The sequence below is a fragment of the Venatorbacter sp. C2-1 genome, assembly GCF_022832715.1.
GTDB lineage: Bacteria > Pseudomonadota > Gammaproteobacteria > Pseudomonadales > Oceanobacteraceae > Venatoribacter > Venatoribacter alkanivorans.
Genome location: NZ_CP094879.1, coordinates 102,824 through 129,084, shown reverse-complemented (window position 1 = coordinate 129,084; position 26,261 = coordinate 102,824). Strand labels below are relative to the sequence as shown.

The window sequence follows — 26,261 nt, the reverse complement described above, 5'->3', positions numbered from 1 at the left end:
CTCAGAACGCCGCAGCCGCGGCATTGGGTGCCATGATTTTACGCACCTGATGAAACAGGTCTGCGGTGTCGAGCAAAGAGTTGCCCGACTGAATCATACCGTGGCGCACCTGCCAGAAGGTGGCCGCATGCAGGGCAATGACCTTATCCACAGGCTCAAAGCCCATCAGCGGGCGCACAAGCGTGCCACTGAAGGTCGATTGGGTAACCACCAGATTGCCTTCACACACCACCTCTTCAACCCCGATGGAAAAGTCTTCCATCGAGTTGCGGATAGTCTGAATCAGGGTCTCCATACCATCCAGACCCAGCGGCATATTCACCATGCTCGCATAGTAGGTGAAGTCGCGGGCAACCAGCGAACGCGCCAGATTAAAGCGCCCCTGATTCCAGGTCAGCTCAACAAAATTGTGTACCAGCTTTTTATTACTATCCAGACGCGCGTCCATGTCATTCTCCTGCAGTGCAGACATCCTTGCCTGCTGAATCACAGCCATTGGCCTTTTGCGCGATACTACGCAGCGGATAGTTATACTCTTAGGACAATTCGGGTCAATATGGCAAAAGTTGGAAATCAGACCGGGTTGGAATCGGACAGTAACCATTCCGCCAGCTGACGATAGATCTGCTCTCTGTGCTGCGGTGACTCATTCACCAGATGGTGCTGACCACCGGGCAACATCATCAGACGCTGACGGGGAAACTTCTGCGCCAGCAGTTTCAGATTATGACGCCAGGCGACGGTATTATCGTTATCACCCTGCACGATGGTTACCGCCAGTTCAGAAGCGGGTAATGCTTCAATATAGGGTATCCATTGCTTCAGGGCTCCGACCCAACGCACACTGAGGTGATGTGGCTGCAACGGGTCCTCCTCAGCGATAAAGCGCAGAAAATCGGTATCTGCCGAATTGGGATTAAACTTGCGCCGTACCTGACGCAGAAACAGGCTGACAAAGGTATGCACCAAACGTCCTCTGTACCAGCCTTTCGGGCGTACCAGAGGAGCCATCAGGGTAATGCCGGCAAAGGGGGATTGCGCTTTGGTCAGCTGGCGCTTGAGCAGATAATTAATAATGATGGCGCCACCGGTACTCTGACCGAAGACATACAACGGGCCGCCAAGGCCGCCACGGGTACGCTGCAGAATCAGGCTAAACACTTCGTCGTATTCCTGGAAACTGCCGATGGATGCGCTCTCGCCGCTGGAAAGTCCGTGCCCGGGCAGATCGAACGTCACCACATTCAGCCCCTGCTGCAGGCAAAAGCCAATCAGCGAACCGTACAGGCCAACATGGTCGTAGTACCCATGAACAACGATGGCAGTACCGCGCGGGTTCTGTGGACGCCATACCTGCACAGCTATCTGGTAATCAGCCGCCTGTATCAGCCCGGCAAAGTGACGCACGCCACTCAGCTCTGGAAAGTCCAGCCGGTACATCTGCAGATAAGCATCCATTTGCGCACCAGAGGCCGGCTCACGAAACTGCCAGTCCATCGGTTTAAGGGCAGAAACCAGACCGTTCTTACTCCAGCTCAGACTCACATTCAGCACTCCGGAAAATAACACCGACATACTAGGCGCTGACAGCAACGATGCCTAGCCACCCTTGCCGTTAAAGACTAAATAAGCCGCAGCAACAGCTTAACCAGCAGAAAAACAGCAATAAAAAAGGGCTCCGAAGAGCCCTTTTTACGATCTGGCTAAAGCGTATTACACGCTGTAGTACATATCGTATTCAACCGGGTGAGTGGTGTGCTCGACGCGGTAAACTTCTTCCATCTTCAGGTCGATGTAAGCTTCGATCATATCCTTGCTGAATACGCCGCCTGCAGTCAGGTACTCGTGGTCAGCTTTCAGGCTGTCCAGAGCTTCACGCAGAGAGCCACAAACCTGTGGAATCTTGGCTGCTTCTTCAGCTGGCAGATCGTACAGATCTTTGTCAGCTGCATCGCCAGGGTGGATCTTGTTCTTAACGCCGTCCAGACCAGCCATCAGCAGAGCTGCGAAAGCCAAGTATGGGTTAGCAATCGGATCCGGGAAACGCGCTTCGATACGCTTGCCTTTTGGAGACGCAACGTAAGGAATACGGATAGAAGCAGAACGGTTACGGGCAGAGTAAGCCAGCATTACCGGAGCTTCGAAGCCTGGGATCAGACGCTTGTAAGAGTTAGTACCTGGGTTGGTGAACGCGTTCAGGGACTTAGCGTGCTTGATGATACCGCCGATGTAGAACAGGGCAGTTTCAGACAGGCCGGCATAGCCATCACCAGCGAACTGGTTTACGCCGTCTTTCCAGTAAGACATGTGAACGTGCATACCGGAACCGTTATCACCACAGATTGGCTTAGGCATGAAAGTAGCGGTTTTGCCGTAAGCTGCTGCAACGTTATGGATAACGTATTTCAGCATCTGCACTTCGTCAGCTTTCTTAACCAGAGTGTTGAACTTAACACCGATTTCGTTCTGACCGGCGTTCGCCACTTCGTGGTGGTGAACTTCAACGTCCAGACCGATAGCTTCCAGAGTGTTACACATGGCCGCACGGATATCGTGGTGGCTGTCTACCGGAGGAACCGGGAAGTAACCGCCTTTAACGCGTGGACGGTGACCCAGGTTGCCGCCTTCCATCACAGTCTCAGTGTTCCAGGCTGCTTCGGAAGAGTTGATTTTGCAGAAGCTGCCGGACATGTCAGAGCCCCAGCGAACATCGTCAAACATGAAGAATTCTGGCTCTGGACCGAAGAATGCAGTATCACCCAGACCAGTAGACTTCAGGTACTCTTCAGCGCGCAGTGCAACAGAACGTGGGTCGCGGTCGTAGCCCTGCATAGTGGCAGGCTCGATGATGTCGCAACGCAGAACCAGAGTGGCGTCTTCGGTGAATGGGTCCAGGAAGCTGGTGCTGTCATCCGGACGCAGGATCATGTCGGATTCGTTAATGCCTTTCCAGCCAGCAATAGAAGAACCGTCGAACATCTGTCCGGTTTCGAAGAAATCTTCGTCTACATAACGCGCAGGAATAGTAACGTGCTGTTCTTTGCCTTTGAAATCGGTAAAGCGCAGATCAACCCACTTTACATCGTTTTCTTTGATTAAATTCAGAGTGTTCTCTGACATCTCACTGTCTCCAGATGCTGGTTCAACTTGATACGGGGTTTAGCCCCGGCTTGCCATGCTCAGTATTGGAGCAAGTAGTGTGCCATTTTATCTTATGGCGTAGCCCGCATGAAATCAGGGCTGCAAAACAACAAACAGGCACTCACTGCACCAAAATAAATCACAACCTGAACCAAATGCACCATTTTAGCGCGATGGCGTGAGGTGAATACGCTAGCCAGTACAAGCCTGCACATTATAGGTTCACTTGAACACCGCAGTACATGGGATTCGGCACAAAAACAGCGCTTTCATTTATCCCCTGATTAATGCCGGCAGAAATGTCCGCAGAATATGCTTGCAGTGGCGAAATTGATGTCACGCTGACGACCCGTTTCAGGTATAATCGCGCCTCATTTTTTGTACAAACTTTCACCAAGGCCATTCTTGTGATCGACAACCTCAGAAACATCGCCATCATCGCGCACGTTGACCATGGCAAAACTACCCTGGTCGACAAACTGCTCGAGCAGTCCGGCACCCTGGACCGCAAAGATCAGGGCGGCGAGCGGGTCATGGACTCCAACGACCAGGAAAAAGAGCGTGGTATTACCATTCTGGCGAAGAATACCGCTATTAAATGGAACGACTACCGCATCAACATCGTTGACACCCCAGGACACGCCGACTTCGGTGGTGAAGTGGAACGGGTTATGTCGATGGTTGACTCCGTCTGCCTGCTGGTAGACGCCGTTGACGGTCCGATGCCACAGACCCGCTTCGTTACCCAGAAAGCCTTCGAACGTGGCCTGCGCCCGATCGTGGTGATCAACAAAATCGACCGCCCGGGTGCGCGTCCGGACTGGGTCATGGACGAAATGTTCGACCTGTTCGACCGTCTCGGTGCAACCGAAGAACAGCTCGACTTCCCTGTTGTATATGCCTCTGCCCTGAACGGTATCGCCGGTCTGGATCCTGACAACATGGCTGACGACATGTCACCCCTGTTCCAGATGATCGTTGACCACGTAACCCCGCCACCGGTTGATCTTGACGGCCCGTTCCAGATGCAGATCTCCGCTCTGGATTACGACAGCTATGTTGGCGTTATCGGTGTTGGCCGTATCGCCCGCGGTAAACTGAAGCCAGGTACCGATGTACAGATCGTGTCTGCCGAAGGCAAAACCCGTAAGGGTCGTGTGCTGGAAGTTAAAGGTTTCCATGGTCTGCAGCGTGTTGCTGTCCCTGAAGCCAATGCCGGTGACATCGTTTGTATTTCCGGTATCGACGGTCTGAGCATTTCCGACACTCTGTGTGATCCTTCTAAAGTAGAAGCCTTACCTCAGCTGTCTGTTGATGAGCCAACCGTATCCATGACCTTCCAGGTAAACGATTCTCCGTTTGCCGGCCGTGAAGGTAAGTTCGTAACCAGCCGTAATATCAAAGACCGTCTGGAAAAAGAACTGATTCACAACGTGGCTCTGCGTGTTGAGCCAGGCGACACTCCGGAAAAATTCAAAGTATCCGGCCGTGGTGAACTGCACCTGTCCGTTCTGATTGAAACCATGCGCCGCGAAGGCTTCGAGATGGGTATCTCCAAGCCGGAAGTTGTGCAGAAAGAAATCGACGGTGAGATCCAGGAGCCTTACGAGCAGGTTGTGATCGACATCGAGGAAGAGCACCAAGGTTCCATCATGGAAGAGATGGGCAACCGTCGCGCCGAGATGACCAACATGGTGCCGGATGGCAAAGGCCGTGTGCGTCTTGAGTTCATCATGCCAGCCCGTGGCCTGATCGGTTTCCGTGGTCTGTTTATGACCATGACTTCCGGTTCCGGCATCCTGACCAACATCTTCGACCATTACGGTCCGGTGCAGACCGGCCTGACCTCTACCCGTCACAACGGCGTACTGGTGTCCATGGTTCCGGGTAAGATTCTGGGCTATGCCCTGTTTACCCTGCAGGAACGTGGTCGTCTGTTCGTTGCTCCGGGTCTGGAAGTGTACGAAGGCATGATCGTTGGTCTGCACAGCCGCGATAACGACCTGGTGGTTAACCCTACCAAAGCCAAGCAGCTGACCAACGTGCGTGCATCAGGTACCGATGAAGCCATCAACCTGACACCGCCGGTTAAACACACGCTGGAACAGGCTCTGGAATTTATCGAAGACGACGAACTGGTGGAAGTAACTCCAACCAGCATCCGTCTGCGTAAGAAGTTCCTGACCGAAAACGAACGTAAGCGCGCCAAAAAAGGCTGATGCCCGTTCCGCCGGCTCTGCTCCAGAGCCGGCATCCCCTCCCTTCAGTTTTATCCTCAGGCACCACGTGCAAATCGTATAAATCCGGTTATGCTGAGTCTGTTGCCGGACTGGATTCACCGTTGTATGCCGTTATTTCTGCGTTTATTTGCCCACTGCCTGCCTGTACTTACCCTCGGTTTGCTGACACCGCTCAGTGCCAGTGCACAGAGTGCCGATTCGGTACGCGTTGGTTGTGGTAATTCGATCCCACCTTATGTGATCCGTCAGAATGACCGCGGCATTGTGCTCGATATCCTGCGCCGGGCACTGCAAACGCAGAATAAAACCATCGACGTACGCTATGACAACAACACCAATAACGTTATCGCTTTTAATAAAGGCGAACTGGATATTGCCTGCATCACCAGCGTAACCGCGTCGCCGAACGCGTTATTTTCCCGCCAGCCACTGATCGTATTCCATAACATTGCCATCAGCCTGAGCAGTCGTAAGGTATCCCTGACCGATGTCAGCAGTCTGGGCAATTACAGCATCACCGCTTTTAACCTGGCCAGTCAGCTGCTGCCCGATAATTTTGCCGCAGAAGCTGCACGCAGTCCGGCTTATAGGGAACTGGCCGAACAGCAGAAACAGGTTGAGGCACTGTTTAATGGCGAGACTGATGTGATCATTCTCGAGCAGACGATCTTCCGTTATTACCTCAGTCAGTTACGTCGCAACTATCCGAACAACCCGGTCTACCAGCAACCGTACCAGTACCACGATCTATTTACCCCGACCTACTACTACGCCGCCTTCCACAGCAAACAACTGCGTGATGCCTTTGATATCGGCATGGATATTCTGATCGACAGCGGCGAGCAGGATAAAATCCTGCAGAGCTACGAGCGCCTGCTGGCTGACTACCTGATTCGCTGACACTGCGGCATTGGCGTAAACGACAGGCATAAAAAAACCCGGCATAGCCGGGTTTTTTACTATGGTCTGATCAATCAGATATCAGCCAGAGTTTTCAGCGGGTAGTTAGCCGGGAATGGCTTACGTGCCACACCGGTATCAACCGCAGCCTGAGCAACCGCAGCCGATACAGCACCCAGCAGACGGGTATCAACGGCTTTAGGAATGATGTACTCACGACCAAACTCCAGAGACTCCAGACCGTAAGCATCCAGAACTTCCTGAGTTACAGGTTCTTTCGCCAGACCAGCCAGAGCTTTGGCTGCAGCCAGCTTCATCTCTTCGTTGATGCGCTTGGCGCGTACGTCCAGAGCACCACGGAAGATGAATGGGAAGCCCAGTACGTTGTTTACCTGGTTAGGGTAGTCGGAACGACCGGTTGCCATGATGGCATCAGGACGAACTTCCTTAACGATTTCCGGCATGATTTCCGGAACCGGGTTAGCACAGGCGAAGATGATTGGGTTTTCTGCCATTGCTTTGATCTGTTCGCCGGTCACCATGTTAGGACCTGACAGACCCAGGAAGATATCAGCGCCATTCAGGGCATCATCAACGGTGCGCTTGTCAGTCTCAACAGCGAATGCCTGCTTGTACTGATTCAGATCGGTACGACCGGAGTGGATCACACCATTACGGTCACACATAAAGATGTTTTCTGGCTTCATGCCTGCCAGGATCAGCAGCTTGGTGCAGGAGATTGCAGCTGCGCCGGCACCCAGTACGCACATTTTGGCGTCTTCGACTTTCTTGCCAACGATTTCCAGAGCGTTCAGAGCACCGGCAACGGTTACGATCGCAGTACCATGCTGGTCATCGTGGAATACCGGGATGTCGCACTGTTCGATCAGGGTGCGTTCGATCTCAAAACACTCAGGTGCTTTGATGTCTTCCAGGTTGATACCACCGAAAGTAATAGCAATACGGCGAACGGTGTCAATAAAGGCCTGCGGGCTTTCAGACTCAACTTCGATGTCGATGGAGTCTACGCCGGCAAAGCGCTTGAACAGCAGGCTCTTACCTTCCATAACCGGCTTGGAAGCCAGAGGGCCCAGATCACCCAGACCCAGAATCGCAGTACCATCAGTGATAACCGCAACCAGGTTACCTTTACCGGTGTACTTATAGGCGTTTTCAGGATCAGCAGCGATCTCCTTGACCGGCTCTGCCACACCAGGGCTGTAGGCCAGAGACAGATCCTGTGAAGTCTGCGCAGGCTTGGTCAGTTCGACACTGATTTTGCCTGGCTTAGGGAACTGATGGTAATCCAGAGCTGCTTGCTTGAAATCTTGTGACATAGTACTTGTCCAGTCTCTTCACTGTATTTAAAAGCCAGCTGTGCCACATCGTCCAGAACACAGGGGGCATAAGGGTCGTACTTTCTACCAAAAACCTATTGCTTTTTCCAGCTAATCCGGCGCTTCCCTCTTTTTTAACTGAGCCAGATCAGGTTTGTGGCTGCACAGGCAGCTGCATGATCACACGCAAACCGGGGGAACAATTTTCGGCGCGAACGCTGCCATCATGCAGTTCAACAATGCGCTTCACCAGCGCCAGCCCGATGCCATAACCACCGGCTGCATGATCGCGGGCCGAATCGACCTGGGTAAAAGGATCGAAAATCCGCAGAAGTTCTTCTTCAGGTACGCCCGGCCCCTGATCCTGCACCCACAATTCCGCATACTCAGCACGGATTGTTACACCGACAGACAGCTCTGAGCCCTGCGGCGCAAAACGGATGGCATTACGCAACAGGTTGTCAAAAGCCCGCTCGACCAGCATCCAGTCCCAGTCACATGTCAGGGAAGCGGCCGGCCCTTTGACCATCAGTTGCAGGTGTTTTTCTTCGATCTCAACGTCTGCATTCTGCAGCCAGATCTGCAGCTGACTGCCCAGATCCAGGCGGCCGGTCTGCAACTGCTGGCTGTCGGTCTGCTGCAGCCGGGCCAGATCAAGAATCTGTCCGACCAGTCCATCGACCTGTCCGACGGCGCGTTCTATCCGGTCATGCTCCGCTGCCAGAATCTGGTGCTGATCTTTTTTGCGGGCAATACCAAGGGCAATCTGCAGGCGGGTTAATGGCGAACGTAACTCGTGCGACACATCACGCAGTAACTGCTGATGACTGTGCAATAAACGCTGCAGTGCATCGGCCATATCCACCACTTCGCTGGCCAGCATGCCGATTTCATCATGCCGGTGCAGATCACGGCGCAGACCGGAGACATCAAAATTACCCTGTGCCAGCTGGCGTACGGTGCGCTGCAGCCGACGGATTGGCCGCGTCAGGCTCCACACCAGCACAAAGCACAGCAGCGTAACCACCACCACAATCGCCAGCGGTACCAGCCAGCGGTCTTCGTTATTCAGCACGCTCTGCCATTCTTTACGGGCAACGGCGATATAGAGATAACCCTGACGCTGCAACGGCCCGATCATCAGCCAGCCGTCATTCTGCCCCCACAGAATCTGGTCAGTTTCATCCGCCTCATCGGCAAATTCTTCCAGATCGTGGGGCAACTGACTGATCATATCCACCGGCACCGCCACCAGATTCCAGCCCGGGCGCATTTTGCGCCACAGCTTGCGGCCTTCAGCCACAATCGGCCGTTCACGGTCCATCAGATGCACCAAGTGCATGGCTTCAGGCTGAGTAGCCGGGCGGAAATAATCGTCTTCAATCCATTCGTTGGTCAGCACCGCTGCCCACATGGAAAGGAAGATCACCCCCCAGAACCAGAGGAAAATTTTGAAAAACAGCGAGCGATACCAGCGCATGCACAGGCCTGTGGTAAAGGGGAGAGTTTATTCCGGGCTGACCAGCATATAGCCGCGCGAACGCACCGTTTTGATCCAGTCAGAATCATCGCTGCGGCGGCCCAGTTTCTTGCGCAGGTTGCTGACGTGCATATCGATAGAGCGATCGTAGGCCATCAGCGGACGACCCAGCGCCGCCAGCGACAGCGTATCTTTATCCACCAGCTCACCAACGTGCTCCATCATGCAATGCAGTACGCCGAATTCGGCACCGGTCAGGGCCAGTTCGACACCATCCAGAGTCACTACCCGGCGCGTGGTATTGAGCTGCAGCTCACCCACATTCAGCGTGGTGACCGCGCCTTTGCCAGGCTGCTCAGCCGACAGATCAATACGGCGGAAAAGAGCCTTAATCCGCGCCACCAGTTCATGGTGGTGATAAGGCTTGGGAATATAATCATCGGCGCCATGCTCAAGACCCAGTACCCGGTCCACGCTTTCGCCACGGGCGGTCAGCATAATTACCGGCAGGGAAGACTCGGTACGCAGTTTTTTCAGCACTTCAAAGCCGTTCATTTTCGGCAGCATCACATCCAGCAGCACCAGATCATAATCGCCGCTCAGTGCCCGCTGCAGACCGGTTTCACCGTCCTGCACAGCGGTCAGGGCGAAACCTTCCATCGACAGGTATTCCTGCAACAGTTCGCCCAGTTCGTAATCATCATCAACCAGCAGAATCGATTTCATCACCATCCTCCGTTGCGCCCAGTCTAGCGCTGCCAGCCCCGTGGCCGGCAGTGTTTTTACCCTTCTTTGCTCATACCGCGCCCTGAACAGATCAGTGATCAAGCAAGGTGGCGATCCAGCGCGACTGCGGCCGGGTTTCCAGCGCGATCTTAACCACCATGGTCAGAGGGATCGACAGCAGCATTCCCACCGGCCCGAGAATCCAGCCCCAGAACACCAACGACAGAAAAACCACCAGCGTCGACAGCCCCAGCGAGCGTCCCATCAGGCGTGGTTCAACCACATTACCGAACAACGTATTGACCAGCACATAAACCCCGGCGGTGAGCAACGCGGCTCCTGGGCCAATCTGAATTAAGGCAATCAGCACCGCCGGAACGGCCGCAATAATAGAACCGATGTTAGGTATGTAGTTGAGCAGGAAAGCAACCAGCGCCCACAGTGCCCAGTAATCAACACCGATCAGCGCCAGCAGCAGACCAACAGTCAGGCCGGTACCAAAACTGACCACGGTTTTAATCATCAGGTATTGCTGCACCGATTCAGAGAAACGCTCAAAGTGGGCAAAGGCCTGGGTTTCTTCCCCGAAGGCGCGTTTGACCTTGGCCGGAAAGCTGGAGGCCTCCAGCAGAATAAAGATCACCGTGAACAGAATCAGGAAAGTGTTGGTCAGCACGCCGCCCAGGCCATTAAACACAGAGGCAACGGTTCTCATCACTACGCCGGGATTTACATATTCGCGGATCACATTATCAGCCACTTCCACGCCAAGGCTGCGCAACCAGGTCACGCCATGACTGGTCAGCGCCTGCAGTTTCTGCTCGTACAGCGGCATATCTTTATAAAATGCCGTCAGTGTACCGCCGACAAAAGAAGCCAGTACGGTGCCAAGCAACAGGAAACCTATAACCAGCAACAACACCGCCACAACCCCGGGGACTCGGTGATTAGTCAGCCAGCGCAGCAGTGGCGCACTGAGGATGGCAATAAATACCGCCAGTAAAAAAGGTACCAGCATGGCAGCGGCACTTTTAATACCTGCAATCACGATCACGACCGCGGCCGCACTCAGCAGAATATTACTGGCCAAACGATTATCTGAAGGCATAGCCATTCCCTGTTATGCAAAAAAAGGCACCATACACGAGCGCCCCCCTTCAGGGCCAGCGGCTCCGGCCTCTTGGCAAGTGCATCCGAGTTGTATAATATCCGCGCCCTGAATCGCGGAAGTGGTGAAATTGGTAGACACACTGGATTTAGGTTCCAGCGCTTCACGGCGTGAGAGTTCGAGTCTCTCCTTCCGCACCAACTTTTCAGGAGCAGACGTATGTCCGGCCTCCTTACCCTGCTGATCTTTCTGCTGCTGGGTTCTCTGTTACAAACACTGCTGCATCTTCCTGTTCCGGCATCCATTGTTGGTATGCTGCTGTTACTGCTGGCGCTGATATTGCGCGGCAAAACGCCGGATAATCTGCAGCGCATCACCCAGACGCTGTCGCCCCTGCTGCCTTTATTCCTGATTCCGGTCAGTGTTGGCATCATTACCCAAAAGCAACTGCTCGCCGAACATGGTCCCGCCCTGCTGGTTATTCTTGCGCTCAGCCTGATTCCCGGCGCCCTGGTCAGTGCGCTGATTATGCGCAAGGGAGGTAAATCAGGCTCATGACACATCTGTTCAGTCTGCCGTTATTCTGGGCCGCGCTTACCATTGCGTCTTTTCTTGCCGGCCAGCAACTCTACCGCCGCCTGGGTAACAACGCCTTTATTCCACCGATTCTGACCGGCGTTGTACTGGTCGTGACCTGTCTGGAGTTAAGCGGTGTTTCTTATCAGACCTATATGCGGGGCGGTGATTACCTGAACCAGATGCTGGGGCCTGTGGTGGTCATGCTGGCGGTGCCGCTGTATCAGTTTATTCATACCATGCGTAAACAATGGCTGCGCATTGTTCTGGCGGTAACTCTGGGCAGCGGCACAACCGTAGCCTGTGCAGTGTTGCTGGCGCACTTCTGGATTGGTGATGACGCCATCACCCGCACGATCTACACAAAATCCATTACCACTCCGGTGGCACTGGCCATCAGCGAACAGGTCGGCGGCATCAACGCTCTGGCCTCAGCCTTTGTCATCATCACCGGAATTCTCGGGGCTCTGATGATTCCGTCCCTGTTAAAACTGCTGCGCATGGATGACCCGCAGGCCGTTGGACTGACACTGGGCATCTGCGCCCATGCCATTGGCACCAGTCGTGCATTGGAATTAGGACCACAGCAATCGGCCTATGCGGCAATGGCCATGACCCTGACCGCCACCCTGCATGCACTGGTATTGCCTTGGATTGTCTGACCACAAGCATCTATTGTTAAGGGACTTCGGCAAAGGACGCACTATGGGCCGCCACATAAAATACCTCTGGATGCTCGCGCTGGCGTCAACGCTGATGATCACAGTTGTTACCAGCCTCCTGCTGTATCTGCACGAAGTAAAACACCAGCAGGATGAGTTAGAGCGTCTGGCCGGCAGGTTCCTGCAACAATGGAAACTCAACTCCGACAGCCTGCCAGGCGCAGCCGAACTGGGTTACCTGCGCAGCCAGGGGCTGGCGGTGCAGACCGGCGTATTGCATGACAATAAACTCAGCATCCGCCTGCCACCACAACCCGGAATCAGCAACGACGCCGTAACCAAAGCCGCGCAAGGCATCAGTGGCCTGCAACGGATGCATGACGAGCAGTACACCTATCTGCAGTACCTCCAGCCGCTACAGCCCGGTCAGGGTCTGGTTGTCAGCAAGTCACTGTCTCAGCTGCGCCAGCATTATCTGCAGGGCTGGGTTGGTGCGGCACTGACCGATCTGGCCGTTATCATTATTCTGTTTGCTGGTTTCCATCATCTGGTCCGGCCATTGCGTGACCAGCTCGACCGCCAGAGTCTGCAGCACAGCCTCAGCTGGGAACATATGAGTGGCATTGCGGTGCGTCTCAGTGCCCAACAGCTGATTCTTGATGCCAACCCGCGTTTTATTGAGTTGTTTGCCGATGATCACGATCAGCGCTTATCGGCAATTCAGCCCGAGGAAGAACAGCCACAGATTGCCCGTTACCTGCAGCAGGCGCTGGAAAGCCGGACGCTGGTCGACTTTGAGTGCACCCTGATTGACCGCCATGGCGACCATGGACGCTGGGCACTGCATGCCCAGCCATGGCACCTCAACGGGCGCGACTACATATTGCTGACCGGCGACGACATCAGTAAACGCCATCATATGGAAGAAAAGCTGCGTGCCGAGCAACAGCGGGTACGGGCTTATTTTGATTCAATGCAGACGCTGCTGCTGGTGTGCGACCAGCAGGGCAATATTCAGCGCATCAACCAGCCGGTACAGGATCTGCTGCAGATGGACAAAAAGCAGCTGTACAAACAGCCGCTGAGTTATCTGCTGCCCAAAACCCATGCCGCACGCCTGAGTCATGACTGGCAACAGTTGCTGGGCAGTCACGCCAGCAGCCGGGCCTCGGAATTTCCGCTGGTTTCTGCCAGCGGCAAGGAATCAACCATCAGCTGGCGCCTGACCCGCATCAACAGTGGTGAACATCAGGAAGTACTGCTGGCCGGCCTCGATATTACCGAGGCGGTGGCCAACCAGCGGGCACTGGAAACCGCCAACGTACGCATCCGCGAGGCGCTGGAGCAGGCAGAAAGTGCCAACCGCAGTAAATCGATTTTCCTGGCCAATATGAGCCATGAAATCCGTACCCCAATGAACGGTATTCTTGGTGCCAGCGAGCTGCTGCTCGACTCGTCGCTGTCAGAAGACCAGCGCCACTATCTGGATATTATTCATAACTCATCCCACGCCCTGCTCGACATCATTAACGATATTCTCGACCTGTCGAAAATTGAGTCCGGCAATCTGGAGATTGAACAGATTGATTTTGACCTGAACCGTCTGATCACCGACATCTATCAGCTGTTTAACGAACCGGTACGGCGCAAGGGATTATCGCTGGTGTATTACTATGACTCAGGTCTGCCCGCCAACTGGCGTGGTGACCCGAAACGGGTGCGCCAGATCATCACCAACCTGCTCAGCAATGCACTGAAATTCACCGAGAAAGGCCGTATTGAAATCCGCGTCAGCGGCCAACAGCAGGAAGACTTCCGCTATCTGCTGAATATCGAAGTACGCGACAGCGGGATCGGTATTGCACAGGACAAAACCGAACAGATTTTTTCCGCGTTCAAACAGGCTGATACCAGCACCAGCCGTCAATATGGCGGTACCGGATTAGGACTGACCATCAGCCGTCACCTGGCGAAAGCGATGAATGGCGATATAGGACTCAGTTCAGAAATCGGTCATGGCAGCACCTTTGTGCTGCAGTTACCGTTGCACGAAGGGCACGCACCGGAAAAAGAAAAACAACCGGCCGAAAAACAGAACCGTACCCTGCATGGCCGTGTGCTGCTGGCCGAAGACAACAGCGTGAACCAGAGAATTGCCGAACGCATGCTGAGCCGGCTGGGCCTGATGTATACCACGGTATCCAATGGCGAGCAGGCCATTACCGAAGTACTGAGCAACGATTACGACCTGATTTTAATGGATGTGAACATGCCGGTGATGGATGGTATTACCGCCACCGAACGCATCCGCGATCTCAGCAGCCATAAAAACCATATCCCGATCATCGCCCTGACCGCCAATGCCATGCTGGAAGATAAAGAGCGTTGCCTGGCGGCCGGCATGAACGGCTTTATCAGCAAGCCCATCAGGCTGGATACCCTGGGCAAGGTAATCGCCGACTTCCTGCCCGCCAGAACCCAGGCCTGAAGCAGGCTCAGGTCAGCACTTCACCGTCAAAACGCCCGGCCAGAAATTCCTGCGCCAGCGCCAGCGCAGCGATCGCCCGGCCTTCGGTGCAGTCTTCGCGACTGTACAGTTCGTGCAGATTGTTCAGCTTCCAGGGCACCATTTCCAGCGGTTCCGGCTCGTCGCCTTCGAGCTTCGATTCGTACAGATCGCGGGCCACCACCACATCGATACCGCCGCTCATATAGCTGGGTGACAGGCTGAGTTTTTTCAGATGAATAAACTCCCGCGCGCCATAACCGATCTCTTCCTGCAGCTCGCGGTTACAGGCTTCGCGCAGACTCTCGCCCAGATCAATCGCACCTTTTGGCAACGTGAGGGTGTAATCTTCAATTCCGCCCCCATATTCCCGGATCAGGGCAATGGTATCGTTATCCAGCAGCGCGACCAGCATCACTGCGCCGCTTCCACCGGGCATCAGACGCTCATAGGTCCGCTCAACTCCGTTACTGAAGCGCAGATCGAAGGATTCCACCCGGAACAAACGGCTCTGCGCCACCAGATGACGCTGCAAAATCTGTGGTTTTTTATGCATAACAGCCCTGTTTTAATAGACATTCCGATTGCGAGTATAACCCTATGAGCCTGACCAACTGGCAACAAATTGATACCGTGCTGCTGGACATGGATGGCACTCTGCTGGATCTGCATTTCGACAATTATTTCTGGCTCGACCACCTGCCGGCGGTCTACGCCCAACAGCACGGCCTGAGCGAGGAAGAGGCCCTGGCCGAGCTGAACAAAAGTTTTGTCGGCCTGCGCGGCACCCTCGACTGGTATTGCCTTGATTACTGGACCGAACTCACTGGCCTGCCCATCGCCGAACTGAAGCGCGATGTGCAGCATAAGATCGGTTTCCGCCCGCACGTACAGGATTTCCTCGCCCGCCTTAAGCAATTGGGCAAACGCACCGTGATAGTCACCAACGCCCACCGTGACAGCGTAAACCTGAAAATGGAGCGTACCGGCCTTGATCAGCTGGTCGACCGCGTCATCAGCTCCCACGATTACCGCGAGCCGAAAGAAAGTCAGGCATTTTGGGATCACCTGCACCGGGATGAAGGCTTCGATCCGGCCCGCACCCTGCTGATCGACGACAGCCAGCCTGTGCTAGAATCCGCCGCCCGCTGGGGCATCGCTTTCCTGCTGGCGATTTTCCATCCCGACAGCCAGAAAGAACCCAATACCGACAGCCGCTTCCCCGGCATTCATCATTTTGATGAGCTGGATTTTTAAGATATGACTGACAACAAAGAAAAGATCCGTCTCGACAAATGGCTCTGGGCCGCGCGTTTTTTTAAAACCCGCGCACTGGCCAAGGCCGCCATTGAAGGCGGCAAGGTGCATGTCGACGGCCAGCGCTGCAAGGTCAGCAAAACCGCCGAGCTGGGCGCCCGCCTCAGCATCCGTCAGGGCTTCGACCAGAAAGAAGTGCTGATCACCGCGCTGTCCGATCAGCGCCGCGGCGCACCGGAAGCCCGGTCGTTATACGAAGAAACCCCGGAAAGTATTAAACAGCGCATGGATGAAGCCGAACGGCGGCGCATTATGAAAGCCTCCATGCAGGTGCCCGACCACAAACCCAACAAGAAAGAGCGCCGCGATATGCGCCGCTTTGAGCACAATCAGGATTACTGACATGAGCAATACCAGCCGCGACACGCTGCAGCGTTTCAGCTTCGACAACACCGACATCCGCGGTGAGATTACCCACCTGCAGGACAGCTACCGCGAAGTGCTGCGCCGTCATCAGTATCCGCCGCGCATCGCCGTTGCCGTCGGTGAGCTGATGGCCGCTACTGCCCTGCTCAGCGCCAGCCTGAAATTTGCCGGACGCCTGACCCTGCAGATGCGCCTGCCGGGCAACGTCACTTTACTGCAGGCCGAAACCAACGAAAAAGGCCAGCTGCGCGCCATCGCCCGTTACGATGAGAGCGCCGGCGACAGCGAACTGCGCTTTGACGATGGTCAGCTGGTGATCACCATCGAGCCGGAACAGGGCCAGCGTTATCAGGGCATTGTCAGCATAAATGGCGGCAATATCGCCCAGGCGCTGGAAGAGTACTTCACCCAGTCCGAACAGCTGGGCAGCCACTTCTGGCTGGCCTGTGACGGTCAGACCGCCGCCGCGCTGATGCTGCAGAAAATGCCGACGCCCGCCGGTCAGGTCACCGATACCGATGCCTGGGACAGAGTCAGCCACCTGGCTTCCACCATCCGTAACGACGAACTGCTGGGACTGGATGCCGCCACCGTACTGCACCGCCTGTTCCACGAAGAGCAGACCCGTATTTACCCGGCGTCTGAGCTGAGCTTCTTCTGTACCTGCTCCAAGCCGCGCATCGCCAACGCCCTGCACCAGATGGGGTACGACGAGCTGAACAGCATGATTGAAGAAAACGGCAAGATCGATATCACCTGCGAATTCTGCCAGCAGAGCTACGTCTTCGACCGGCCACAAGTAGAAGAGCTGTTTCCGGAACGGAATCCACATTAAAAGTGGCGATAACCCGAGTCCTCATAAGGGGACTTTTCGGGACAGCCATTTCACCTCAAAAGACAGGGCTTAGCGTTTAACCAATTTTCTGGCATAATCACGCGCCTTCAACTTTGGGTTCGCCCGTGTACCCTCAGGGCGGTATAGAGAACATCAGAGTATGGCCACAAGCCGTGCGCTAATTATGAGGACCCGTTTGGGCACCGATATATGACCACTGTTTACACCGATTTATCGACACCGTTACTGGTAGAACAAGCAATCCTGCGTGGCGAAGGCCTGCTGCAGGACAACGGCGCACTGGTTGTTGAAACCGGTATCCGTACCGGCCGTTCTCCGATGGACCGCTTCATCGTCGAAGAGCCAAGCAGCAAAGACGCCATCGACTGGGGCAACATCAACCGCCCATTCGACGCCGACAAGTTCGATGCTCTGTGGGAACGCGTGGAAGAGTATCTGGCCCAGCACGACAGCTTCGTGTCACACGTACACGTGGGTTCTGATCCGCAGCATTACCTGCCGGTTAAAATGACCACCCAGACTGCCTGGCAGAACCTGTTTGGCCGTAACCTGTTTATCCGTCCGGAAACCTACAACCCTTCTGACAAAGAAGAGTGGCAGATCCTGAACGTACCGGGTTTCGAATGTGTTCCTGAGCGTGACGGCACCAACTCTGACGGCGCGGTTATCCTGAACTTCGCCCAGCGCAAAGTACTGCTGGCGGGTATGCGTTACGCCGGTGAAATGAAGAAAGCCATGTTCGGCGTGCAGAACTTCCTGCTGCCGGAAAAAGACGTGCTGCCAATGCACTGCTCCGCCAACGTTGGCGATGACGGTGACACCTGTCTGTTCTTCGGTCTGTCCGGTACCGGTAAGACCACCCTGTCTGCTGACCCTGAGCGTTTCCTGATTGGTGACGACGAACACGGCTGGGGCAAAGGCACCGTATTCAACATCGAAGGCGGCTGCTACGCGAAAACCATCGATCTGTCTCAGAAGAATGAGCCAATCATCTGGAACGCCATCAAATTCGGCGCCATCGTTGAAAACGTTGTGATCGACCCGGTTACCCGTGTTGCCGATTACACCGACGTTTCCAAAACCGAAAACACCCGTTGCGCCTACCCACTGGAGCACGTTGAAAAACGCGTTCTGGAAAACATGGCCGGCGAACCTAAAGCGGTTATCTTCCTGACCTGTGATATGACCGGTGTACTGCCACCTGTTTCTATCCTGACCAAAGAACAGGCGGCTTACCACTTCCTGTCCGGTTACACCGCACTGGTTGGTTCTACCGAAATGGGCGGCAGCAAAGGTCTGAAGTCTACTTTCTCTACCTGCTTCGGCGCGCCATTCTTCCCGCGTCCTGCTGGCGAATACGCGGAACTGCTGATCAAGCGCGTTACCGAATTCGACTCTCAGGTTTATCTGGTTAACACCGGCTGGACTGGCGGCGCTAACGGTGCCGGCGGTGAGCGTTTCAGCATCCCGACTACCCGTGCTGTGATCTCTGCGATCCAGAACGGCAAACTGCGCGGCGTTGAAACCGAGACTGTGCCTGTGTTCAACCTGCTGGTACCTAAGACTCTGGAAGGCGTTGACAGCAAACTGCTGAACCCACGCAACACCTGGGCCGATGCCGACAAGTACGATGAAGCTGCCCGCAACCTGGCTGCCCAGTTTGTAGAAAACTTCAAAAAGTACGATGTCTCTGACGCCATCGTTGCTGCTGGCCCGCAGCTGGATTAATTCCTGCCTTGCGGCCATAAAAAACGGGAGCTTCGGCTCCCGTTTTTTATGGCTGTCATTTCTTATTCCGGATTGCCACTCAGCGGAATCATGGTCTGAATAATAATCCGGATAACATCCTGCTGCGTGTTGACGCCAAGCTTGTTAAAAACCGCTTTCATCTGGCTGCGTACGGTTTCCAGCGCAGTACCATTATGTTCTGCAATATCTGCCAGCTTAAGTCCGTTCACCAGACATAACGCCACCTGAGCTTCAGCATTGGTCAGAGCAAATATTTCTGCCAGCTGTCCGGCGGAGATGTTCATTTTCCCTCCGGGGTCGCTGATATATACCGTCGCATAGCGCTCTTCTCCGCTATGCATCGGGTGTCTGCCAGATTCTTCCGCAGCAGAAATAAACAGAACCAGTGGAAACGAAAATTGCGGGTGGGAAAAAGAAACGGTGGTAACGGTTGGTTTATCCTGCTCGGTTTCGCTGTGCAGAACATCCAGTACATTCTGCAGAGCAAACTCCAGTTGCTTCTGATTCTCGCGGTTATGAGCCTGCAGTTTATTGTCGACCAGCGACAGTCCTTTGTGCTTACTGATAACAAATTCGGCAACCGAGTTGCAGAATTTTACCTCTCCGTATTTATCGATCAGCAACATGCCCATAGGCATTTTGGATACCAGCGACATCAGACTGTGAGCTTCGCTACGGGCATTGCCTAATTCCCGCTGAATTAAAACGGAGCGACAGATATGCGGAGAAATAAGCCGCATGATCCTGATTTCTTTGTCTGTATATGCGGGCGCATTAAATGAACGGTGTACCGCCAGTCCAACACGGATTTCATTGTCTTTATGCAGATTGACAGCGGAGATATGGCCGATATCCGCAGGCTTCAGAATAAACTGATAATATGAAGGGCTATTATTTTTTAACTCTTCTGCCGGCAATATTGTGACATCATTTACCGGAGTTTTGATAAGAGAAAACGTATTATCGTAACGCCCAAGTCCGGCATTATAAGCAAGCGCAAGAATGCGGCTGATACCATGTATGCTGATGATCTTCCGGCTGCCGGAGTTCTGATTCTCGATGATCAGCACACTGGATCTTGACTGTGTCAAAAGGCAGAGTTTTTCCATCACCACCTCCCAGTGCCTGGGTTTGTACGAGGCTTCATAAATATCCCCGACAAAATCCAGCAAATCATCCTGCATAACAACTCCGGATAACAGGGTTTAACCGGATAACAAACGTATTCCGGTTAAACCCTGGTAATTTTTCTGACATTGCTGCAGCGGAATATATTCATCCAACTATCAGCAACAGATTTCATACATATAAGTAATAGCAGAATACCTGCTCACATCCTCCTGTCCACCCACATAACCCATATGGGGGATGCCCTCTCAGGCTGTGCAGGTAATGATATCGACATACGCCTGCATGCGGATTTCCGCTCAGATTGATTACAAATAAATAAGGACTTCAGCCATGAAATTACTGCCACTGGTTTTTATCTCCAGCTGTAGCCTGCTTACTGCCTGTGGTGGTAGCAGTGGAGGCTCTGACAGCGACAACGATGACGACAACAGCACACCGGTGAATACCGCCCTGTTCGTTGATTCAGGCGTAGCCGGGCTCAATTACAGTTCGCCCAGCCATCAGGGCATCACCAATACGCTGGGCGCTTTCTCCTATGAACCGGGTGAAACCACCACCTTCAGTTTTGCCGGGCTGACACTGGGCAGCATTACCATTGCTGAAGGTACAGGCACGCTGACGCCACTGGATTTATTTAATACCAGTGATGTAAATGATCAGCGGGTGAAAAATACGCTGGTGCTGCTGCAAAACCTTGATAGTGACGGTAATGCCCAAAACGGCATTACATTGCAGCCATTTCCGGAAGGCAGCGGAGCTGATATTTCCGCGCTGGATTTAGCCGCCGACTCGGCCGATTTCAGCAGCGCGTTACTCAGTGCCGCCTTTCCTTATGAATCCGAACGTGAGCTGATCTCCGAAGAAGATGCCCTGGCTCACTTCGAACAAAGCCTCAGCGCTATTAATGCCGGACTGCAACTGACCGGCACCTGGCTGGAGCGTAATGACAACGGTGAAATCCGCTACAAATATACCTACGAAAGTAATGGCAATATGACTGCGGTCAGTTATTCAAACTGCACTGACGACGACTTTTACCGTGCACCAACCGAAGCGTCGGTGAATCGTAATTGTCGTGTTTCCAGCGCCTCCTACACCTATGAGTTTTCTGAGCGGGTACTGACCATCTACAGTAATGGTGAATTCGCCGATCGCTGTACCGTGCTGCGCTCAAGTGAGTACGCCTACGATGCCACCTGCACCACCGATGAATTTATTCACCTGGAGCGCGTCATTACTGAACTAAGCAACAACCTGATTGCCGACAGCTACCGGCTGGTCACGGTTGGCAGCAGCAGTTTCAGTGAACTTACATTCGACAAAGAGAGCGGTACCGGCTCCTACCAGAGCTATACCGATGGCATCGCCGGCAGTGGCAACACCGACTCCGGAACCTTTACCTGGTCCGCCTCCGGCAATACGCTGACGTACTCCGGCACTCACGAAGACGGCATCGCCACTTTCACCGATACCCTGACCCTGAAAAATAATAACGCCGGCATCCGTGGTGCACTGGTAACCACCTCTGCCGCAGAGGAAGGTACAACCCAGCTGTTGATTCCTTACTTTGACAGCAGTCTCGCCGCTAACTTTTTTAGTCAATCGTTATATGGGATTTACGATGCTGTCAGTGGCGTCTGTCTGGCGGTTTACGACGGTGGTACAAAACTGGACAACGCTGGCAACAACGATATCTGCAAATACGATCCGGCCGACTTCGGCAACACCACAGCCTCCATTAACTTCACCGAGCGTCATGGTTCACTGGTACTGAGCGAAGGTGGTGAAGATGATATTTGCTGGCCGGTATCGCGCATTATCACCTCCGAAAACGGCAGCTACACCCTGATGGCCTGCTCACCGGATAATGGCGGCCCGGACAGCTTTAACTACCAGCTCTGGTACACACTGTGATTGCCAGATAACTGAAAAAACGGGAGCTTCGGCTCCCGTTTTTTTTATGCCTTTGACCGGCGTCACAACTGCACAGTCTGTACATTGAGCCGGCACGAATCCGTCGTTAGACTCCGTCTTCCAAAATTTCTGATAACTCTCTGACAACAAGGAACTGTTATGGCCTTCTGGGGAATTCTTACCGGCGTACTCTGTATTGCCGCCATTATTGCATTGGGTTTTTTCCGTGCTGCCCAGCACATGAAAGTTGAGCGTATGCGCAGTGAGCTGGAATCTCAGGGCGTGGCTGCTGAAGATATCAGCAGCCGTCTTGATTCCATCACTTACGATATTCCCCAGCAGGTTGCGCCGTCGCTGGTAATTGCTGCGGTTATTTCTTTTGCGTTTGGCATGTTCAATCAGGTGTTTTTCTACGCAGAGCCGGGTTTTGTGTACCACGTACGCACCATCACCGGTGAAGAAAAAGTAGTCTCAGACGTCGGCTACAACACCTACCTGTTCGGCCGCTATAACGCCTGGAAACGATCGATGACGGTACAGGCTGTTGTCGGTAAACGTGAAGAACTGACAGCCGAGCGTGACGATGCCTTCGCCAGCGCACTGCTGCCACCACTGAACATTATGTTCCTTGATCAGGTGGATGCTGATGCCGAAGCCACCGTGCGTTTTTCCATCCCGCAGGATCAGGAGCATTTCCTGAAACTCGCCCACGAATACCGTTCTCCGGAAAATCTGCTGCGCACCGCACTGATTCCGGCCTTTAAAGAAACGCTGCAGTCCACCGCATCGCTTATGGGTGCCGAAGAATATTATTCCGGCGGCCGCTCAGGGTTTAACTCTGAATTTGAAAATCAGATGGCTAACGGGATTTACATCGTCAAACGGGAAGAGCAGCTCAGCCGCAGCAACCGTAAACAAAAATCCTCTGCCAATGCCGCTCTGGGCGAAGAGCAACAGGATTATGGTGACGAAACCAAAATCGAATTTGTGGTTATGAAACAAGTCGACGACAACGGCATTCCAAAGCGCAAGGTGCAGAAGTTCACCAACTTCGGCATTACCGTACTGGATGCCCGCGTCACCGATATGCGCCCTAACAAAAAATTCGTTGAACGTATGCAGCTGAAGCAGAAAGCATCCGCCGACCGTGCGATTGCCCGCGAACAGCGGATTCAGGAAGAAGAACAGCGCCTGCTGGCCATCGCCAAAGGTGAGCGTGAAGTAGCAGAGCGTCAGGCCAAAGCCAAGGTAGAGCAGATTCAGCACACCACCGAAGCGGAAACCGAAAAGCAGCTGGCCATTACCGGTGCCGAAAAACTGAAAGAACAGGCTGAAATTGCCAAAGAAACCGCCCAGATCGAACTGGAGAAAGCGCGCATCGAAGCCGAAACCCAGCGCACTCTGGCGGACGCTGAAGCCTATCAGAAGAAAGTGATTCTGCAGGCCGATAACGCCCTCGCGCAGAAACTGCAGGCCGAAGTTGAAATCCAGAAACTCTGGGCCGAAGCCTTTGCCAAACGTCAGGTGCCAACCAACGTCTTTGGTGGCAATGGCAGCGGCGGTGCACCGGTTGGCTCCGATGCCGAAACCAAAGCTTTTATGCAGATGCTGACCCTCGATGCCGCCAAACGTCTGAATTACGACCGCGACATCACCAAAGCCAAGAAGTAAGTCATACTTTTTGCCGGGCTCAGCACATGAGCCCGGCCCACAAGTCCGTTATACTCCCCCCGGTTTTATCGTTTCCCCTGAGAGTGTTATGAGTCACGAATCCATCGGTTCCCGTATTGCTGAAGAACTGGGCATCCGCCCACAACAGGTTGCAGCCGCTGTCGCGCTGCTGGATGAAGGTGCAACGGTGCCCTTTATTTCCCGATACCGTAAAGAAGTTACCGGCTCGCTGGATGACACTCAGCTGCGTACGCTGGAAGAGCGTCTGCGTTATCTGCGCGAGATGGAAGACCGCCGCGCCTCAATCCTGAAAAGCATCGAAGAACAGGGCAAACTGAGCGACGAGCTGAAGCGAGATATTTTAAGCGCCGACACCAAAACCCGCCTCGAAGACCTGTACCTGCCCTACAAAACCAAACGCCGCACCAAAGGCCAGATCGCCATTGAGGCCGGTCTGCAGCCGCTGGCTGAAGCGCTGCTGGATAACCCGGCGCTGGACCCGGAAGCCGAAGCAGCCGGATTCCTCAACGCTGAACAGGGCGTGGCCGATACCAAAGCGGCCCTCGACGGTGCCAAGTACATTCTGATGGAGCGCTTCGCCGAAGACGCCAACCTGCTGGCCAAGCTGCGTACCTTTATGCAGCAGGAAGCCACCCTGTCGGTGCGTGTTGTGCCTGGTCAGGAAGGTGCGGGTGCCAAATTTGCTGATTATTTCGAACATGATGAAGCGCTGAAAGGCGTGCCCAGCCACCGTGCACTCGCCATTCTGCGTGGCCGTAACGAAGGCATATTGAGTTTCTCGCTGGTAACCGGTGACCCCTCCGACAAACTGACGCCAAGCCCGTGCGAAGGCATGATCGCCTCACATTTTAATATCGAACAACAGGGCCGTGCCGCCGACCGCTGGCTGGCCGAAGTGGTGAAATGGACCTGGCGCATCAAACTGCTCACTCACCTCGAAACCGAGCTGATGGGCAACCTGCGCGAAAGCGCCGAAGAAGCGGCGATTAAAGTGTTTGCCGATAACCTGAAAGACCTGCTGCTGGCCGCTCCGGCTGGCCCGAAAGCCACCATCGGCCTCGATCCGGGTTTGCGTACCGGGGTGAAAGTCGCGGTGGTCGATGCCACCGGTAAAGTGGTCGATCACTGTGCGATCTTCCCGACACCACCACAAAACCGTATCGCTGAGTCCGAAGCCGTGCTGATGGCCTTAATCAGCAAACACAATGTTGAACTGATCGCCATCGGTAACGGTACCGCCAGCCGCGAGACCGATAAATTCGTCGGCGATATGCTGAAGAAATTCAAAGCCACTCAGGTACAGAAAGTGATGGTGAACGAGGCCGGCGCTTCCGTTTACTCCGCGTCTGAGCTGGCGGCGAAAGAATTTCCGGATCTCGACGTAACCATCCGCGGTGCGGTGTCCATTGCCCGCCGTCTGCAGGACCCGCTGGCCGAGCTGGTAAAGATCGAGCCAAAGTCCATCGGTGTCGGCCAGTATCAGCACGATGTAAATCAGAGCCAGCTGGCACGCACGCTGGATGCAGTGATCGAAGACTGTGTGAACTCGGTCGGTGTTGATCTGAACACCGCCTCAGCGCCGCTGCTGACCCGTGTCTCCGGCCTGAACAGTACGCTGGCGAACAATATTGTTGCCTTCCGCGATGCCAACGGTGCCTTTAACAGCCGCGCCGATCTGCTCAACGTGCCACGTCTGGGCGGTAAAACCTTCGAACTGGCAGCCGGTTTCCTGCGCATTATGAACGGCAGCAATCCGCTGGATGCCTCGGCCGTGCACCCGGAATCTTACCCGGTGGTGGAGAAGATCGCGCACCAGTTCTCGCGTGATGTTGCCAGCCTGGTCGGCGATGGCGCGCTGCTGAAGTCGGTTAATGCCGCGCAGTTTACCGACGACAAAGTCGGTGAAATTACCGTTAAAGATATTCTCAATGAGCTGCAGAAACCGGGCCGCGATCCGCGTCCGGAATTCAAATTCGCCCAGTATCAGGAAGGCGTGGAAGAGATCAGAGATCTGAAGCCAAACATGGTACTCGAAGGGGTAATCACCAACGTCGCCGCCTTCGGTGCTTTCGTCGATATCGGCGTGCATCAGGATGGTCTGGTACACATTTCCGCACTGTCTGACACCTTCGTCAAAGACCCGCGTGATGTGGTGAAAGCCGGCGATATCGTCAAAGTTAAAGTGATGGAAGTGGATGTCGCGCGTAAGCGTATCGGCCTGTCGATGCGTATGAGCGACGATGCCAATGACCGCGCCAACGAACGCACACCCGGCGAAAAGCCGCAGCGTAACGGCCAGCGGGCAAACGGTGCGCCAAACCGCAACAGCTTTGGTGATAAAGCCCAGGCTCAGGGCGCGATGGCCGGTGCGCTGGCTGCCGCGTTTGCCAAAGCAAAGAAATAACCTTCACCAGCATGACACAGGCTCCCCACAGAGATGCTGCGGGAGCCAGGCATTCTCTTGCAGGCAACAATGAATACCACCAGCCTTACCGTTGGGAGGTATCGTCCGCCGGCAATTTCCCCCTATAATCCGGCGATCTGTGTTTCTGCCCCGAGG

At 54.3% G+C, this 26,261-nt stretch carries 21 protein-coding genes and 1 tRNA gene; 13 read left to right on the top strand and 9 right to left on the bottom strand.

Annotated elements, in window-relative coordinates; genetic code table 11:
- Position 1: 1 nt before the first annotated feature.
- The 3 genes from MT343_RS00530 to glnA form a co-directional block, all read right to left on the bottom strand.
- Positions 2-472, bottom strand: a complete 471-nt coding sequence (locus MT343_RS00530; RefSeq protein WP_186435804.1) for an ester cyclase — start codon at positions 470-472, stop codon at positions 2-4.
- Between the two features lie 101 nt (positions 473-573).
- Positions 574-1,545: an alpha/beta hydrolase gene (locus MT343_RS00525; RefSeq protein WP_186435805.1), complete on the bottom strand. Its 972-nt coding sequence runs from the start codon at positions 1,543-1,545 to the stop codon at positions 574-576.
- 168 nt (positions 1,546-1,713) lie between these two features.
- A complete protein-coding gene (gene glnA, locus MT343_RS00520; protein WP_145467136.1) occupies positions 1,714-3,120 on the bottom strand; it encodes a glutamate--ammonia ligase in 1,407 nt (468 codons plus the stop codon).
- A gap of 428 nt (positions 3,121-3,548) precedes the next feature.
- On the opposite strand from glnA, the gene typA reads away from it, so the two are divergent.
- Together typA and MT343_RS00510 are read left to right on the top strand one after the other, a co-directional pair.
- The gene (gene typA / locus MT343_RS00515; RefSeq protein WP_145467138.1) at positions 3,549-5,360 is read left to right on the top strand and encodes a translational GTPase TypA; all 1,812 of its coding nucleotides are present in this window, start codon (positions 3,549-3,551) and stop codon (positions 5,358-5,360) included.
- Positions 5,361-5,450: 90 nt separating this feature from the next.
- Entirely contained in the window at positions 5,451-6,281 is an 831-nt protein-coding gene (locus MT343_RS00510) for a substrate-binding periplasmic protein (RefSeq protein ID WP_145467140.1), read from the top strand.
- Positions 6,282-6,355: 74 nt separating this feature from the next.
- Here the strand turns inward: MT343_RS00510 and MT343_RS00505 are convergent, their stop codons facing one another.
- The 4 genes from MT343_RS00505 to MT343_RS00490 all read right to left on the bottom strand — a co-directional run bounded on the left by MT343_RS00505 (position 6,356) and on the right by MT343_RS00490 (position 10,932).
- Complete coding sequence (locus MT343_RS00505; RefSeq protein ID WP_145467143.1) at positions 6,356-7,618, bottom strand: malic enzyme-like NAD(P)-binding protein; 1,263 nt, start codon at positions 7,616-7,618, stop codon at positions 6,356-6,358.
- Between the two features lie 148 nt (positions 7,619-7,766).
- Positions 7,767-9,098 (bottom strand): HAMP domain-containing sensor histidine kinase, encoded by a 1,332-nt coding sequence (locus MT343_RS00500; protein ID WP_145467145.1) that lies wholly within the window; start codon positions 9,096-9,098, stop codon positions 7,767-7,769.
- 27 nt (positions 9,099-9,125) lie between these two features.
- On the bottom strand, positions 9,126-9,824 hold the full coding sequence (locus MT343_RS00495) for a response regulator (protein ID WP_145467147.1): 699 nt from the start codon (positions 9,822-9,824) through the stop codon (positions 9,126-9,128).
- Between the two features lie 91 nt (positions 9,825-9,915).
- Complete coding sequence (locus tag MT343_RS00490) at positions 9,916-10,932, bottom strand: AI-2E family transporter (RefSeq protein ID WP_145467149.1); 1,017 nt, start codon at positions 10,930-10,932, stop codon at positions 9,916-9,918.
- A 115-nt stretch (positions 10,933-11,047) separates the two neighbouring features.
- Here MT343_RS00490 and MT343_RS00485 point away from each other — a divergent pair.
- The 4 genes from MT343_RS00485 (at position 11,048) to MT343_RS00470 (ending at position 14,658) form a co-directional block, all read left to right on the top strand.
- Positions 11,048-11,132: transfer RNA gene (locus MT343_RS00485), tRNA-Leu, on the top strand.
- A gap of 19 nt (positions 11,133-11,151) precedes the next feature.
- On the top strand, positions 11,152-11,490 hold the full coding sequence (locus tag MT343_RS00480; RefSeq protein WP_145467151.1) for a CidA/LrgA family protein: 339 nt from the start codon (positions 11,152-11,154) through the stop codon (positions 11,488-11,490).
- The gene (locus tag MT343_RS00475; RefSeq protein WP_145467153.1) at positions 11,487-12,170 is read left to right on the top strand and encodes an LrgB family protein; all 684 of its coding nucleotides are present in this window, start codon (positions 11,487-11,489) and stop codon (positions 12,168-12,170) included. The genes MT343_RS00480 and MT343_RS00475 overlap by 4 nt, the downstream gene beginning before the upstream one ends.
- 43 nt (positions 12,171-12,213) lie before the next feature.
- Positions 12,214-14,658, top strand: coding sequence for a PAS domain-containing hybrid sensor histidine kinase/response regulator (locus tag MT343_RS00470; RefSeq protein WP_186435806.1), 2,445 nt, complete (start codon positions 12,214-12,216; stop codon positions 14,656-14,658).
- Between the two features lie 7 nt (positions 14,659-14,665).
- Here MT343_RS00470 and nudE read toward each other — a convergent pair whose 3' ends face one another.
- Complete coding sequence (gene nudE / locus MT343_RS00465; protein WP_145467157.1) at positions 14,666-15,232, bottom strand: ADP compounds hydrolase NudE; 567 nt, start codon at positions 15,230-15,232, stop codon at positions 14,666-14,668.
- 44 nt (positions 15,233-15,276) lie between these two features.
- Between nudE and yrfG the strand changes: the two genes are divergently transcribed.
- The 4 genes from yrfG (at position 15,277) to MT343_RS00445 (ending at position 18,943) form a co-directional block, all read left to right on the top strand.
- Positions 15,277-15,933: a GMP/IMP nucleotidase gene (gene yrfG, locus MT343_RS00460; protein ID WP_145467159.1), complete on the top strand. Its 657-nt coding sequence runs from the start codon at positions 15,277-15,279 to the stop codon at positions 15,931-15,933.
- 3 nt (positions 15,934-15,936) lie between these two features.
- A complete protein-coding gene (hslR, locus tag MT343_RS00455) occupies positions 15,937-16,335 on the top strand; it encodes a ribosome-associated heat shock protein Hsp15 (RefSeq protein ID WP_145467161.1) in 399 nt (132 codons plus the stop codon).
- Position 16,336: 1 nt separating this feature from the next.
- Complete coding sequence (gene hslO, locus MT343_RS00450) at positions 16,337-17,194, top strand: Hsp33 family molecular chaperone HslO (RefSeq protein WP_145467163.1); 858 nt, start codon at positions 16,337-16,339, stop codon at positions 17,192-17,194.
- Positions 17,195-17,404: 210 nt separating this feature from the next.
- Positions 17,405-18,943, top strand: coding sequence for a phosphoenolpyruvate carboxykinase (locus MT343_RS00445; protein ID WP_145467165.1), 1,539 nt, complete (start codon positions 17,405-17,407; stop codon positions 18,941-18,943).
- 62 nt (positions 18,944-19,005) lie between these two features.
- Here MT343_RS00445 and MT343_RS00440 read toward each other — a convergent pair whose 3' ends face one another.
- Positions 19,006-20,148: a helix-turn-helix transcriptional regulator gene (locus MT343_RS00440; RefSeq protein ID WP_145467167.1), complete on the bottom strand. Its 1,143-nt coding sequence runs from the start codon at positions 20,146-20,148 to the stop codon at positions 19,006-19,008.
- A gap of 277 nt (positions 20,149-20,425) precedes the next feature.
- Here MT343_RS00440 and MT343_RS00435 point away from each other — a divergent pair, with 277 nt between their 5' ends.
- The 3 genes from MT343_RS00435 (at position 20,426) to MT343_RS00425 (ending at position 26,105) form a co-directional block, all read left to right on the top strand.
- The gene (locus tag MT343_RS00435; RefSeq protein WP_145467169.1) at positions 20,426-22,009 is read left to right on the top strand and encodes a hypothetical protein; all 1,584 of its coding nucleotides are present in this window, start codon (positions 20,426-20,428) and stop codon (positions 22,007-22,009) included.
- Between the two features lie 159 nt (positions 22,010-22,168).
- Positions 22,169-23,680, top strand: a complete 1,512-nt coding sequence (locus tag MT343_RS00430; protein ID WP_230332145.1) for an SPFH domain-containing protein — start codon at positions 22,169-22,171, stop codon at positions 23,678-23,680.
- Between the two features lie 88 nt (positions 23,681-23,768).
- Positions 23,769-26,105, top strand: coding sequence for a Tex family protein (locus tag MT343_RS00425; protein ID WP_145467171.1), 2,337 nt, complete (start codon positions 23,769-23,771; stop codon positions 26,103-26,105).
- Positions 26,106-26,261 lie beyond the last annotated feature (156 nt).

What these genes read in the sequence shown, in the direction of transcription:
- MT343_RS00510 (WP_145467140.1), top strand. Translation starts at nt 5,451, where the DNA reads ATGCTGAGTCTGTTGCCGGACTGGATTCACCGTTGTATGCCGTTATTT.
- MT343_RS00495 (WP_145467147.1), bottom strand. Translation starts at nt 9,824, where the DNA reads ATGAAATCGATTCTGCTGGTTGATGATGATTACGAACTGGGCGAACTG.
- MT343_RS00470 (WP_186435806.1), top strand. Translation starts at nt 12,214, where the DNA reads ATGGGCCGCCACATAAAATACCTCTGGATGCTCGCGCTGGCGTCAACG.
- MT343_RS00505 (WP_145467143.1), bottom strand. Translation starts at nt 7,618, where the DNA reads ATGTCACAAGATTTCAAGCAAGCAGCTCTGGATTACCATCAGTTCCCT.
- MT343_RS00500 (WP_145467145.1), bottom strand. Translation starts at nt 9,098, where the DNA reads ATGCGCTGGTATCGCTCGCTGTTTTTCAAAATTTTCCTCTGGTTCTGG.
- MT343_RS00435 (WP_145467169.1), top strand. Translation starts at nt 20,426, where the DNA reads ATGAAATTACTGCCACTGGTTTTTATCTCCAGCTGTAGCCTGCTTACT.
- yrfG (WP_145467159.1), top strand. Translation starts at nt 15,277, where the DNA reads ATGAGCCTGACCAACTGGCAACAAATTGATACCGTGCTGCTGGACATG.
- nudE (WP_145467157.1), bottom strand. Translation starts at nt 15,232, where the DNA reads ATGCATAAAAAACCACAGATTTTGCAGCGTCATCTGGTGGCGCAGAGC.
- MT343_RS00475 (WP_145467153.1), top strand. Translation starts at nt 11,487, where the DNA reads ATGACACATCTGTTCAGTCTGCCGTTATTCTGGGCCGCGCTTACCATT.
- MT343_RS00440 (WP_145467167.1), bottom strand. Translation starts at nt 20,148, where the DNA reads ATGCAGGATGATTTGCTGGATTTTGTCGGGGATATTTATGAAGCCTCG.
- MT343_RS00480 (WP_145467151.1), top strand. Translation starts at nt 11,152, where the DNA reads ATGTCCGGCCTCCTTACCCTGCTGATCTTTCTGCTGCTGGGTTCTCTG.
- MT343_RS00430 (WP_230332145.1), top strand. Translation starts at nt 22,169, where the DNA reads ATGGCCTTCTGGGGAATTCTTACCGGCGTACTCTGTATTGCCGCCATT.
- MT343_RS00445 (WP_145467165.1), top strand. Translation starts at nt 17,405, where the DNA reads ATGACCACTGTTTACACCGATTTATCGACACCGTTACTGGTAGAACAA.
- MT343_RS00490 (WP_145467149.1), bottom strand. Translation starts at nt 10,932, where the DNA reads ATGCCTTCAGATAATCGTTTGGCCAGTAATATTCTGCTGAGTGCGGCC.
- hslO (WP_145467163.1), top strand. Translation starts at nt 16,337, where the DNA reads ATGAGCAATACCAGCCGCGACACGCTGCAGCGTTTCAGCTTCGACAAC.
- MT343_RS00425 (WP_145467171.1), top strand. Translation starts at nt 23,769, where the DNA reads ATGAGTCACGAATCCATCGGTTCCCGTATTGCTGAAGAACTGGGCATC.
- hslR (WP_145467161.1), top strand. Translation starts at nt 15,937, where the DNA reads ATGACTGACAACAAAGAAAAGATCCGTCTCGACAAATGGCTCTGGGCC.
- MT343_RS00530 (WP_186435804.1), bottom strand. Translation starts at nt 472, where the DNA reads ATGTCTGCACTGCAGGAGAATGACATGGACGCGCGTCTGGATAGTAAT.
- glnA (WP_145467136.1), bottom strand. Translation starts at nt 3,120, where the DNA reads ATGTCAGAGAACACTCTGAATTTAATCAAAGAAAACGATGTAAAGTGG.